Genomic DNA, 13749 nt, shown 5'->3' with positions numbered 1-13749 from the left:
ACACTACAGGGCCCGCAGCATATTTGAAAAGCCCACCCCTCCCGAGTAGCGCAAAGACAGCATCCTTGGGACTGGAAACGTTTACAACTTTTAGATTTGTCTTCTACGATGTGTTCATGTCCGTTGATTCCTTGCTCTCGGTCGCGAGCCCCGAGCCCACCACTGTTTTCACGCATGTGACCCCGGTCCACGACGCCTCAATGGCGCACGGATGGTGGCGTTCCGCCGTGATCTACCAGATCTATCCGCGGTCCTTCCGGGACCTCAACGGTGACGGCGTAGGCGACTTGGCTGGCATCACTGCCGAACTGCCGCAGTTGGCGGCATTGGGGGTCGACGCCGTGTGGCTATCCCCCTTCTATCGCTCACCCCAGCGCGATGCAGGATACGACGTCAGCGACTACTGCGACGTCGACCCCCTCTTCGGCACCCTGCACCACTTCGACGCCCTCATCGCAGAGGCCAACAGGCTCAACCTGCGCGTCATCGCGGACCTCGTCCCCAACCACTGTTCTGACCAGCACGTCGCTTTCCAAGCAGCACTTGCTGCCGGCGCCAACAGCGCGGAGCGGGACATGTTCATCTTCCGTGATGGTCAAGGGCCCGACGGCAACGAGCCACCCAACAACTGGCAATCGCACTTCGGCGGCCCGGCGTGGACACGCATCATCGAAGCTGACGGTCAGCCCGGCCAGTGGTTCCTGCATCTCTTCGACTCCTCACAGCCGGACTTCAACTGGGACAACCCTGCCGTCCATGCTGAGTTTGAACGCGTTCTCCGCTTCTGGCTGGACCGCGGCATCTCCGGCTTCCGGGTGGACGTTGCCCACGCGCTGGTCAAGGCCGCTGGCCTCCCCAACTGGGGTGGGCGTGCAGACGGCAACAGCTCCGACGGCTTCCCGGGCCAGGATGCGCCGATGTTCGGCCAACCCGCCCTGCACGATATCTATCGCCGCTGGCGCTCCATCCTGGAAGAGTACGGACCGGACCGCATCCTGTGCGCCGAAGCCAACGTCGACCCGCTCCCCCGGCTGGCACAGTGGGTCCGTCCCGACGAAATGCACCAGGCCTTCAACTTCCCCTACCTGCACGCAGGATTGGATGTGAACCGCCTCCGCCACATCATCACCGACTCGCTGGTCTCGCTGGACGCCGTGGGTGCCCCGAGCACTTGGGTGTTGTCCAACCACGATGTCGTAAGGCACGTGTCCCGTTTCGGTTACGACGGACCAGGGCCCCGCGACGGTGACGGCATTGGGCCTGATGACATGCAGCCCAACGAAGAACTCGGACGACGACGCGCTGCCGCAGCCACCATGTTCATGCTCGGACTTCCCGGCGGCGCGTACCTCTACCAAGGCGAAGAGCTGGGCCTACCCGACTCCTCCAGCATTCCCGGCAGCATGCGCCAGGACCCCACGTTCGCCCGCACCGGCGGAGCCCGCATCGGCCGCGACGGCTGCCGTGTGCCGCTCCCCTGGCGTTCGACCGAACCTCACACCGGGTTCGGCAGCGGCATGGACCCCTGGCTGCCCCAGCCCGAGTCCTGGCCCGCGCTGGCGAGGGACAAGCAAGAGTCTGATCCGGCGTCGCACCTTAACCTGTACCGCCGGATGCTCGCCCTCCGGGCCACGCACCGTCTGGGCGAGGGCTCCCTCGCCTGGGTGGAGGACTACTGCAGTGAGACCTCGCTCGCCTACCTCAACGGCAACACCCTGGTGATCATGAACGTCGGCGCTGAGGCCATGCCACTTCCGGCCGGCGAAACGATCCTGCGGAGCTCCGTTGGAGAAGGCAGCGCCGCTGATCTACCAGGCACCGTCATACCAAGCGCTGATCTACCAGGCGTTGATCTACTAGGCTCGGGGGAGACAATCTGGCTCACGGCCAGCTAACTTTTCCACCAAGGAGCAGCATGACCGGCATCAAGGACGTAGCCGAGCGAGCAGGGCTGTCCGTTGCCACGGTCTCACGGGCGCTGAGCGGGAAGGGCAATGTCTCCCCCACAAGCCGCGAACGTGCCCGTGCCGCAGCTGCCGAGTTGGGATTCGTGCTTTCCTACCATGCGTCGAGCCTGGCCTCCGGGCGCACCCACAATGTCGGCTTGGTGGTGCCCTCGGTCCACCGCTGGTTCTTCTCAGCGGTGATCGAGGGCGCCTCAGCGGCATTGCTTGAGGCCGGCTACGACCTCACCCTGTACAACATTGGTGAAAACCCCGCACACCGGCAGAGCGTCTTCAGCGACTTTCTGCTCCGCAAGCGGGTGGATGCGGTCATCGCAGTATCCCTGGAGCTTAGCGAAGACGAAATCGAGCAGCTTCACGCGGTGCACCGCCCCATAGTGGGTATCGGCGGGCCCTTACCGGGAGCATCCACCATTAGGATCGACGACTCCGGGATCGCGCTGAAAGCCACTAACCACTTGCTGGGTCTGGGGCACACCAAGATAGCGCACATCACCGGCAATGAAGCCTACGACCAAGACTTCCATCTGCCGGGAACCCGCCGCAGCGGTTTTGAAAAGGCAATGAACGACGCCGGCTGCCCGGTCCGGCCCGAATGGATCGTTTCCGCGGACTTCACCATAGAAGGCGCCTACGCGGCTGCGAGGCAACTGCTGGCCAGCGCACCGGAACGCCCCACGGCCGTTTTCGCAGCGTCAGACGAAATGGCCATTGGCACCATCCTTGCCGCCCGGGACTTCGGCCTGCGCATCCCGGACGATCTCTCCGTCATGGGCATCGACGGGCATGACCTGGGCAATGTCCTTGGCTTGACCACCATCGACCAGGATGCCAAAGGGCAGGGGGCATTGGCTGTCCGGACCCTGTTGGGTGCCATCAACAACGGGCTGGTTCTGGAACCCGCAGACACGGAGCACCCCACCAGGCTGGTGGTGCGGACAAGTACCGCTGTGCCTAGGCCCGGTACATCCTAGGACGTTCCTAGGGCAGCGGCCGTTCCATCACGAGCTCCAGCTTTGACGTATCCTGCGGATAAGGCCGGCTGGCACCCGTTGTCTCGAATCCGTGACGCCTGTAGAACGCCAGTGCCCTTGAGTTGTCCTCATGCACCCCAAGCTCAATGCTTTCCGCTGCCAGGTCTTCCACTGCGGCCTTGCACGCCTCATTGAGGAGTTCGTCGGCCAGTCCCAGCCCGCGATGCTCGGGTGCGACATACACGCTGATCAGCATAGCCTGCAGCGGTTTCTCCGGGCTCTGGGGGTGTTTGACCACCACGCGCATCAGGCCACAGAATCTGCTGCCGTCTTCGCCGCCATCGGCAATCAGGGTGACGCTGGCGTCCCCGGACATCGCGGCAGCACGCTCCTGCCACTGGGTGTCCGTTTGCCGGCGCGCAGCATCCAGGCTTTCCACGTAGGCCATGGGCGTATCTCTGAGCATCTCCAGGCGGACGGCCCTTAACAGGGCCCAATCTTTCGCGTGGAGCCTGCGGATCCTAGGCAACTGCTCCGCCCATGAATCTCACGTAGCGCTCCAGGACACGGGGCCAACCCTCGGCGTAGGACGCGCGCGAGGCCGCGGGGTCTTCGGCGCCCTCCCACCCGTCGTGGACCAAGCGAACCTCAGTGCCCTCTTCCACGGCCCTGAACGATACACGGATCTCGGTGGACCAAAGGGGTGTGCTCGCGGGATACCAGCTGGCGTGGAAAGACAATGGCGGCTGCCAATCGTCAATGGTTCCCCACACGGAGGTACGTCCGTCCTCGGCCGTCTCGAGGATCAGGTTCTCTTCGAACTCAACATGTGACCCCTCGCCGAACACGCTCTCTTGGTCCAGCGGCCACCAGAGGTGTGGGTGATCCGTGAATCCCTGGAAGGCATGTGAGACGTTGGTGGGGACCACGACGGTGATGATGAAGGGCTCCAAAGCATCGTTGTCCTGCTGGGACGACTCGGGCTCCGACTCGGGGTGGCTGAAGAGGTTTTCCATGACCACCAACTCTACCGGGGCAGAAGGCACTCACTTGGGTTAAACAGGACGGCTTCGCTCAAGCGGGACGGTTAAATGCAAAGAGCCCCGACCTTCGTGGTCGGGGCTCTTCTCAAATTATGTCCGGCGGTGTCCTACTCTCCCACACCCTCCCGGGTGCAGTACCATCGGCGCTGTGGGTCTTAGCTTCCGGGTTCGGAATGGGACCGGGCGTTTCCCCCACGCTATGACCGCCGTAACCTTGTTACCCGTCCCCGTGGTTTGCCTGGTGTGGGCGTTTTTTCGGGGTGGGAAATCTGTGGTGGTTACAACTGTGGTGTTGTTATTTAGTTGTGTTTTGTTCCTGGAACAAGCGGGTTGTTGTTCGGGAACCACATAGTGGACGCGTGCAGTGTGTTGTGTGTGGTGTAAGTTGTTGGCCTATTAGTACCGGTCAGCTTCACGAGTCTTTAGTCCTCGCTTCCACATCCGGCCTATCAACCCAGTGGTCTGGCTGGGGGCCTCTCACACATAATGTGTATGGAAATCTCATCTTGAAGCGAGCTTCCCGCTTAGATGCTTTCAGCGGTTATCCCATCCGAACGTAGCTAATCAGCGATGCACTTGGCAGTACAACTGACACACCAGAGGTTCGTCCGTCCCGGTCCTCTCGTACTAAGGACAGCCCTTCTCAAATTTCCTGCGCGCGCAGCGGATAGGGACCGAACTGTCTCACGACGTTCTAAACCCAGCTCGCGTACCGCTTTAATGGGCGAACAGCCCAACCCTTGGGACCTACTCCAGCCCCAGGATGCGACGAGCCGACATCGAGGTGCCAAACCATGCCGTCGATATGGACTCTTGGGCAAGATCAGCCTGTTATCCCCGAGGTACCTTTTATCCGTTGAGCGACGGCCATTCCACAATGTACCGCCGGATCACTAGTCCCGACTTTCGTCCCTGCTTGAGATGTCTCTCTCACAGTCAAGCTCCCTTGTGCACTTACACTCGACACCTGATTGCCAACCAGGCTGAGGGAACCTTTGGGCGCCTCCGTTACTTTTTAGGAGGCAACCGCCCCAGTTAAACTACCCATCAGGCACTGTCCCTGACCCGGATCACGGGCCGAAGTTAGATGTCCAAAGTGACCAGAGTGGTATTTCAACGATGACTCCACCCGAACTGGCGTCCGGGTTTCAACGTCTCCCACCTATCCTACACAAGCCACTCCGAACACCAATACCAAACTATAGTAAAGGTCTCGGGGTCTTTCCGTCCTGCTGCGCGTAACGAGCATCTTTACTCGTACTGCAATTTCGCCGAGTTTATGGTTGAGACAGCGGGGAAGTCGTTACTCCATTCGTGCAGGTCGGAACTTACCCGACAAGGAATTTCGCTACCTTAGGATGGTTATAGTTACCACCGCCGTTTACTGGGGCTTAAATTCTCAGCTTCGCCACAAGTGGCTAACCGGTCCTCTTAACCTTCCAGCACCGGGCAGGAGTCAGTCCGTATACATCGTCTTGCGACTTCGCACGGACCTGTGTTTTTAGTAAACAGTCGCTTCCCCCTGGTCTCTGCGGCCCACACCCGCTCACGGAGAGCAAGTCTCCATCACGGGGCAGGCCCCCCTTCTCCCGAAGTTACGGGGGCATTTTGCCGAGTTCCTTAACCATAATTCTCTCGATCGCCTTGGTATTCTCTACCTGATCACCTGTGTCGGTTTGGGGTACGGGCGGCTAAAACCTCGCGTCGATGCTTTTCTTGGCAGCATAGGATCACCGGATCCCCCCATACGGGGGTCCCATCAGATCTCAGGATCGTGCTCGAAACACACAGGAACGGATTTGCCTATCCCTGACCCTACATCCTTAGACCGGGGCAACCATCGCCCGGCCCGGCTACCTTCCTGCGTCACACCTGTTAATACGCTTACCTCCCGGGATCAGGTCCCGCGCTCGGCCAAAACCCACAACACCACAAGGGTGAGCGGGCAGGCTCCGGGCGGTTAGTATCCCCCGCTTGGCATGGGCGGTTTTTCGCCGGTACGGGAATATCAACCCGTTGTCCATCGACTACGCCTGTCGGCCTCGCCTTAGGTCCCGACTTACCCAGGGCAGATTAGCTTGACCCTGGAACCCTTGATCATTCGGCGGACGGGTTTCTCACCCGTCTTTCGCTACTCATGCCTGCATTCTCACTCGTGTAGGCTCCACCGCTGGTTTCCACCGCGACTTCACTGCCCACACGACGCTCCCCTACCACTCCACACCCCTGAACCACGAAGGCTAGGGCATTATGTGAAATCCACAACTTCGGCGGTGTACTTGAGCCCCGCTACATTGTCGGCGCGGAATCACTTGACCAGTGAGCTATTACGCACTCTTTCAAGGATGGCTGCTTCTAAGCCAACCTCCTGGTTGTCTTCGCAACTCCACATCCTTTCCCACTTAGCACACGCTTAGGGGCCTTAGTTGGTGGTCTGGGCTGTTTCCCTCTCGACTATGAAGCTTATCCCCCACAGTCTCACTGCTGCGCTCTGACTTACCGGCATTCGGAGTTTGGCTGACGTCAGTAACCTTGTAGGGCCCATCGGCCATCCAGTAGCTCTACCTCCGGCAAGAAACACGCAACGCTGCACCTAAATGCATTTCGGGGAGAACCAGCTATCACGGAGTTTGATTGGCCTTTCACCCCTACCCACAGCTCATCCCCTCCATTTTCAACTGAAGTGGGTTCGGTCCTCCACGACGTCTTACCGTCGCTTCAACCTGGCCATGGGTAGATCACTCCGCTTCGGGTCTAGATCACGCCACTACACTCGCCCTATTCAGACTCGCTTTCGCTACGGCTACCCCACACGGGTTAACCTCGCGACGTAACACTAACTCGCAGGCTCATTCTTCAAAAGGCACGCCGTCACCAGAATCAGACTGGCTCCGACGGATTGTAAGCACACGGTTTCAGGTACTGTTTCACTCCCCTCCCGGGGTACTTTTCACCTTTCCCTCACGGTACTGGTCCGCTATCGGTCATTAGGAAGTATTTAGGCTTATCAGGTGGTCCTGACAGATTCGCACGGGATTTCTCGGGCCCCGTGCTACTTGGGATACTCCCCAGGCCGTGCACAACATTACGGTTACGGGGCTCACACCCTCTCTGGCCGGCCTTTCAAGACCGTTCACCTATGCCTGCACCTCACCTCACTGGTCCGGCAGAACCAGAACGGAAAGTCCCACAACCCCGCCCATGCAACGCCCGCCGGCTATCACACATGGAAACGGTTTAGCCTGATCCGCGTTCGCTCGCCACTACTAACGGAATCACTATTGTTTTCTCTTCCTGCGGGTACTGAGATGTTTCACTTCCCCGCGTTCCCCCCACGCACCCTATGTGTTCAGATGCGGGTCACACAATCACCTCACAGCGTTGTGCGGGGTTTCCCCATTCGGACATCCTGGGATCAACGCTCGGTTATCAACTCCCCCAGGCTTATCGCAGATTCCTACGTCCTTCTTCGGCTCCTAATGCCAAGGCATCCACCGTGTGCCCTTAAAAACTTGACCACACACAAACCAACAACCCCAAAGGGCCGCCGGTCTACGATGCATCATCTATTCGAGAGAACCATGACCACAAGGGCCAGGTTCATTCATAAGAAATTGCTGTAAGAACACACACACGTGTGTGTTCTAGATGCTCGCGTCCACTATGTAGTTCTCAAACAACAACCCCGTCAACCAGACCACCACCACCCCACGAACGGGGACACGATGGTAAGTACCGGAAGCAGGAACAAAAGAAACACCAGAAGATGCTCTCCGCATTGCTGCAAAAAGGTCCTGTTGCCTCAGGACCCAACAGTGCGCCAAACACAACCCCACACACACCACGCCCCGACGCGTTCCACACAACACCACACCCCCCAAAAGGGGACACGGGTTGCCGTACTGGCACCAGGACACAACCGGTGAAGGCCATGCCAAACAAGTTTGATTCGTTGATATTCCACCCATGAGCACCCACCGCAGAACAGACGCCTGCGCAATGGGCAACACTGACAACCACCACCACACCCATGCAGGCACAGCAACCAGTTGTTAGCAGCTCCTTAGAAAGGAGGTGATCCAGCCGCACCTTCCGGTACGGCTACCTTGTTACGACTTAGTCCCAATCGCCGGTCCCACCTTCGACGGCTCCCCCCACAAGGGTTAGGCCACCGGCTTCGGGTGTTACCAACTTTCGTGACTTGACGGGCGGTGTGTACAAGGCCCGGGAACGTATTCACCGCAGCGTTGCTGATCTGCGATTACTAGCGACTCCGACTTCATGGGGTCGAGTTGCAGACCCCAATCCGAACTGAGACCGGCTTTTTGGGATTAGCTCCACCTCACAGTATCGCAACCCTTTGTACCGGCCATTGTAGCATGCGTGAAGCCCAAGACATAAGGGGCATGATGATTTGACGTCGTCCCCACCTTCCTCCGAGTTGACCCCGGCAGTCTCCTATGAGTCCCCGCCATAACGCGCTGGCAACATAGAACGAGGGTTGCGCTCGTTGCGGGACTTAACCCAACATCTCACGACACGAGCTGACGACAACCATGCACCACCTGTAAACCGACCGCAAGCGGGGCACCTGTTTCCAGGTCTTTCCGGTTCATGTCAAGCCTTGGTAAGGTTCTTCGCGTTGCATCGAATTAATCCGCATGCTCCGCCGCTTGTGCGGGCCCCCGTCAATTCCTTTGAGTTTTAGCCTTGCGGCCGTACTCCCCAGGCGGGGCACTTAATGCGTTAGCTACGGCGCGGAAAACGTGGAATGTCCCCCACACCTAGTGCCCAACGTTTACGGCATGGACTACCAGGGTATCTAATCCTGTTCGCTCCCCATGCTTTCGCTCCTCAGCGTCAGTTACAGCCCAGAGACCTGCCTTCGCCATCGGTGTTCCTCCTGATATCTGCGCATTTCACCGCTACACCAGGAATTCCAGTCTCCCCTACTGCACTCTAGTCTGCCCGTACCCACTGCAGAACCGGAGTTGAGCCCCGGTCTTTCACAGCAGACGCGACAAACCGCCTACGAGCTCTTTACGCCCAATAATTCCGGATAACGCTTGCGCCCTACGTATTACCGCGGCTGCTGGCACGTAGTTAGCCGGCGCTTCTTCTGCAGGTACCGTCACTTACGCTTCTTCCCTACTGAAAGAGGTTTACAACCCGAAGGCCGTCATCCCTCACGCGGCGTCGCTGCATCAGGCTTGCGCCCATTGTGCAATATTCCCCACTGCTGCCTCCCGTAGGAGTCTGGGCCGTGTCTCAGTCCCAGTGTGGCCGGTCACCCTCTCAGGCCGGCTACCCGTCGTCGCCTTGGTAGGCCATTACCCCACCAACAAGCTGATAGGCCGCGAGTCCATCCAAAACCACAAAAGCTTTCCACCACCATGACATGCGCCAGATGGTCGTATCCGGTATTAGACCCAGTTTCCCAGGCTTATCCCAGAGTCAAGGGCAGGTTACTCACGTGTTACTCACCCGTTCGCCACTAATCCCCCAGCAAGCTGGGATCATCGTTCGACTTGCATGTGTTAAGCACGCCGCCAGCGTTCATCCTGAGCCAGGATCAAACTCTCCGTTGAAGTAAAACAAAACCAAACAGACACAACCACACCCACCGGAAATAACGGCGAACACGGCTGCACAAAATTCGAAACCAGCTGAAAACCAGACCACCACACACGGGGGTGCGCAATGATCCAGCCATAATTTCAACCAATTGATAAAACAATCGGTATCAACAAACTTGGCACACTATTGAGTTCTCAAACAACAGACACACCCGGCACCACCAAACCCCCCACAAGGGGCCAGGATCGCTCCGGAGCAACTTTTCAAACTTACCGGCTGGATCTCTCGGAGTCAAATCGGCCAGCATGACTTGATTTTTCCTTGCGGTATCTTGTCTGCGTGGCGATCTCCACTCGGGGACCAGCGCGGGTACTAACTATACCCCTACTTCCCCGAGATGGCAAAACCCGGCAGCGACACGCTCCCTCCGTCAAGCAAAATCCCCGGAAACACGGGCGGAACGCCCCAAAAAACACAGGAAAGAGGGCCCGGAAGCCAAAGCCTCGGGCCCTCCCCAGTCCTCAGGAACTACTCAGCCGGTGTGAACCAGGAAGCCCCAAGAGGGGGAAGCGTGACGGTCAAAGCTGCCGGCTGGCCATCAGTTCCGGGCGTTGAAGCCTTCAAGGCTCCTGCGTTGACAACTCCCGAGCCGCCGTACGTTTCAGAATCCGTGTTCAGGACTTCTGTCCACTCCCCTGCTGCCGGCACTCCGAGGATGTAGTCCTTGTGAGGACCGCCCGAGAAGTTCACTGCGCAAACCAGCGGTTTGCCATCCTGATCCCAGCGGATGAAAGTCAGCACGTTGTGATCGGCATCTGCGCCATTGATCCACTGGAACCCGCCGGCTTCGTTGTCCCGCTGATAAAGCGCCGGCGTGGACGTGTAGAGCTCGTTGAGGTCCTTGACCAGAAGCTGCAGTCCACGGTGCGCAGGGATATCGGCAAGGAACCAATCCAATCCGTATTGTTCGGACCACTCGGCTTCCTGGCCGAACTCCGTCCCCATGAAGATCAGTTGCTTGCCCGGGTGCGCCCACTGGTAGGCAAAAAACGCACGCAGGTTTGCCAGCTGCTGCCAGCGGTCACCTGGCATCTTGCGAAGCATGGAGCCCTTACCGTGAACTACTTCGTCGTGGCTGATGGGCAGCAGGAAGTTCTCGGTGAAGGCGTAGACCATGGAGAACGTGATGGTGCCGTGGTGCCACTTGCGATTGATGGGGTCTTCGGAGATGTACTTGAGCGAATCATGCATCCAGCCCATGTTCCATTTGAGGCCGAAGCCCAGCCCGCCGTGGTTGGTGGGCGCCGTGACACCAGGGAAGGCCGTGGATTCCTCGGCGATGATGATGGCGCCGGGGTGGGACTTGTAGACGGTGGCGTTGACTTCCTGCATGAAGGAAATGGCTTCGAGGTTCTCGCGGCCGCCGAACTTGTTGGGCCTCCACTGCCCTTCTTCACGGGAGTAGTCCAAGTAGATCATCGAGGCAACGGCATCCACGCGCAGGCCGTCGATGTGGAATTCCTCCAGCCAATACAGGGCGTTGGCCACCAGGAAGTTGCGGACCTCGCTGCGTCCGAAGTCGAAGATCAAGGTTCCCCAGTCGGGGTGTTCGCCCAGGGCGGGGTCTGAGTGCTCGTACAGCGGCTGGCCGTCGAACTGAGCCAGCGCCCAGGAGTCCTTGGGGAAGTGTGCGGGCACCCAGTCGAGGAGGACGCCGATGCCGGCCTGGTGGAGTGAATCCACCAGGAACCGGAACTCGTCCGGGTGCCCGAATCGTGAGGTCGGCGCGAAGTAGGACGTCACCTGGTAGCCCCACGAACCACCGAAGGGGTGCTCCGCGACGGGCATGAACTCAACGTGGGAGAACCCAAGCCACTTCACGTACTCAACGAGTTCCTTGGCGAGTTCCTTGTAGCCAAGGCCAAGCCGCCAGGAGCCCAGGTGAACTTCGTAAACGCTCATGGGCGAGTTGTGCGGGTCCTTCTGGGCACGGGCACTCATCCATTCCGCATCCTTGAACCGGTAGCTGGCGTCTACCACGCGCGAAGCAGTCAGCGGCGGGACCTCGGTGCCGAAAGCCAACGGGTCTGCTTTCTCCACCCAGTGACCGGCCTTGGTGAGGATCTCGTATTTGTAGCACGCCCCTGCTACAACGCCCGGGATGAAGAGTTCCCACACACCGGAGGAACCCAGGGAGCGCATCCCGTGGGAGCGGCCATCCCACCCGTTGAAGTCGCCCTTCACCCGGACGGCTTGGGCGTTCGGAGCCCAGACAGCGAACGAGACTCCGTCCACCTCGCTCAACGCAGAGCGGTAGTGCTGGACGTGCGCGCCAAGGACATCCCATAGGCGCTCGTGGCGACCTTCGCCGATCAGGTGCAGGTCCACCTCACCTACGGTAGGCAAGTAGTGGTACGGGTCATCGATGGTGACGGGTTCGACGTCGTACACCACTTCCAAACGGTAGTCCGGCACGTGGCCGGCCTGCAGCGGTTCCAAGACTGCAGTCCAGACGCCGTGGGCCTCATGGGTCATTTCCGTGCGGCCGGCTTCAGTCACTGCAACCACGGACTTTGCCAGGTGTTTCACCGTACGGATAGTGACGTGGCCATGATCGTCCAAATGCGCGCCAAGTACAGAATGCGGCGCGTGGTAAGCGCCGGCGGCCACGCGTTCCAAGGTCTCGGAGTCCACGTGCAGGGGAACTCGGGGCCGTTCGGTGCGTGCAGAGCCAGTCATGTCATTACCTTCCGCTGTAGCTGCCGCATGCTTGCCGCGGCTTGTGTTGTCGAGGATTCGTCGCGATGCGTTCACCGGGATCGACAGCCAGTCGGGCCGGTTCCGCAACTCGTAAACAACCTCGTATAAGGCCTTGTCCAGCCACAATGCCACAAAGAGCGGCGAGCGGCGGTCTATGGTTCCGGGGGTGACTTCGCTGTAACCCTCAAGGAACGCGGCAGCGCAGTCATCCACCCAGGTTTCAGGCACTTTGACGGCCGCTTTTTCGTTTTCGCGCGTGGCGGCACCGGCTGCGTAATCGAATGAACGCAGCATGCCCGTGACGTCCCGCAGCGGCAAATCGGGAGTATTGCGTTCATCGATGGTCCGGAGCGGCTCGCCTTCGAAGTCGAGGATGGCCCATCGTCCCGGCTGCCCCTCAGCGCCGGGAACCAAGAGGATCTGTCCCAGATGGAGGTCGCCGTGGACGCGTTGCAACTGGCCGACGTCCCGTGGATCCAGGGCCGCCAGCAGTTCATCGAGGTTCTCGTCATAAGGCCCGACGGCGGACGAGGCTTCCGCCCAGGAGCCGCGGACACGCCTCGCTACAGTCGCGATGATGTCCGGCCCCTGTTCCTGTCCGTCCTGGGTGCCGAAGGTTTCTGCGAGCCTGGCGTGAACCGTGGCAGTAGCAGCGCCGAGACCGCGGGCTTCTGCCGTGAAATCCTTGCCGGCTGCGGCTGCCTCTACGGCCAGGCGCCAAGCATCCATCCCGCCGGCAAGGAATTCGTGGGCGACAGTCAGCTCGCCCGTGGCCGCCATGGACCCGCTCGACGCCGGCCCCTCCCACGAGCCGCTAATCCAGCCCAGCGTCGCGGGAACCTCACTGGTTCCCGCTGCTGTCAGGGCCGCCCCAAGTTCCACTTCGGGATTCTTGCCGGCAGCGAGCACCCGGAAGATTTTGACGATCGCCGCGGAGTCGCCGTCGTCAATAATGACGGATGTGTTGGACTGCTCGCCGGACAGGACCTTGACGGAGAGGGGTGTTTTCGGAAGGGCCACACGGCTACGCGAGAGGTGCCCCTGGGCACCACCCACCTTCCCTTCAGTTCGCATGAGTTCCAGCCAGGCAGTAACAAAGTCCGCATCGTAGACGGCGTCGTACACGAGCTGTAGCCCTAGGTCAGGATCGGTAAATTCGCCCAACAAAGCGGCGGGGGCATCCGCCAGGGGCTTGCTTCGGTAACTCAACGGAACCTGGACGACGTCGGTCCGGGAACCGCCGTCGGCTGTCCTGTGGGTCACCGCCAGCAGCACAACTTCCAGCCCGGTATCTCTGCCGGTAGCCGGCAGCCTGAAAGCGCCCACCTGCTCCAGCGCAAAGTCGGGGCTCTTGACCGGGAACCAGCGCTTGCCTGGCAGCCAGCTCCGGAGAAGTCCTTCAATGGAGGGGTTCAAGTTTTCCTTGCTCAT

At 59.8% G+C, this 13749-nt stretch carries 5 protein-coding genes and 3 rRNA genes; 2 read left to right on the top strand and 6 right to left on the bottom strand.

From position 1 onward, the window contains the following. Positions 1–116: 116 nt before the first annotated feature. On the top strand, positions 117–1895 hold the full coding sequence (locus tag ACNAOT_RS04775) for a glycoside hydrolase family 13 protein (protein WP_420180221.1): 1779 nt from the start codon (positions 117–119) through the stop codon (positions 1893–1895). A 20-nt stretch (positions 1896–1915) separates the two neighbouring features. Then, positions 1916–2938: a LacI family DNA-binding transcriptional regulator gene (locus tag ACNAOT_RS04770; RefSeq protein WP_091465519.1), complete on the top strand. Its 1023-nt coding sequence runs from the start codon at positions 1916–1918 to the stop codon at positions 2936–2938. Between the two features lie 7 nt (positions 2939–2945). On the opposite strand, the gene ACNAOT_RS04765 is transcribed toward ACNAOT_RS04770, so the two are convergent. The 6 genes from ACNAOT_RS04765 to ACNAOT_RS04740 all read right to left on the bottom strand — a co-directional run bounded on the left by ACNAOT_RS04765 (position 2946) and on the right by ACNAOT_RS04740 (position 13749). Next, a complete protein-coding gene (locus tag ACNAOT_RS04765) occupies positions 2946–3404 on the bottom strand; it encodes a GNAT family N-acetyltransferase (protein WP_420180220.1) in 459 nt (152 codons plus the stop codon). 55 nt (positions 3405–3459) lie between these two features. Next, entirely contained in the window at positions 3460–3954 is a 495-nt protein-coding gene (locus tag ACNAOT_RS04760; protein ID WP_420180219.1) for an SRPBCC domain-containing protein, read from the bottom strand. A gap of 121 nt (positions 3955–4075) precedes the next feature. Continuing rightward, positions 4076–4192 (bottom strand): 5S ribosomal RNA (rrf, locus tag ACNAOT_RS04755). Positions 4193–4356: 164 nt separating this feature from the next. Further along, positions 4357–7499: ribosomal RNA gene (locus ACNAOT_RS04750) — 23S ribosomal RNA — on the bottom strand. 549 nt (positions 7500–8048) lie between these two features. Next, positions 8049–9569 (bottom strand): 16S ribosomal RNA (locus ACNAOT_RS04745). The 16S, 23S and 5S rRNA genes sit together here, the layout of an rRNA operon. A 517-nt stretch (positions 9570–10086) precedes the next feature. Continuing rightward, on the bottom strand, positions 10087–13749 hold the full coding sequence (locus tag ACNAOT_RS04740) for a 1,4-alpha-glucan branching enzyme (protein ID WP_420180218.1): 3663 nt from the start codon (positions 13747–13749) through the stop codon (positions 10087–10089).

Source organism: Paenarthrobacter sp. TA1.8, assembly GCF_048595705.1.
In the GTDB taxonomy this organism is placed as follows: domain Bacteria; phylum Actinomycetota; class Actinomycetes; order Actinomycetales; family Micrococcaceae; genus Arthrobacter; species Arthrobacter nitroguajacolicus.
Note: the sequence above shows the minus strand (reverse complement) of the source record. Positions and strands in the feature narration are given on the sequence as shown.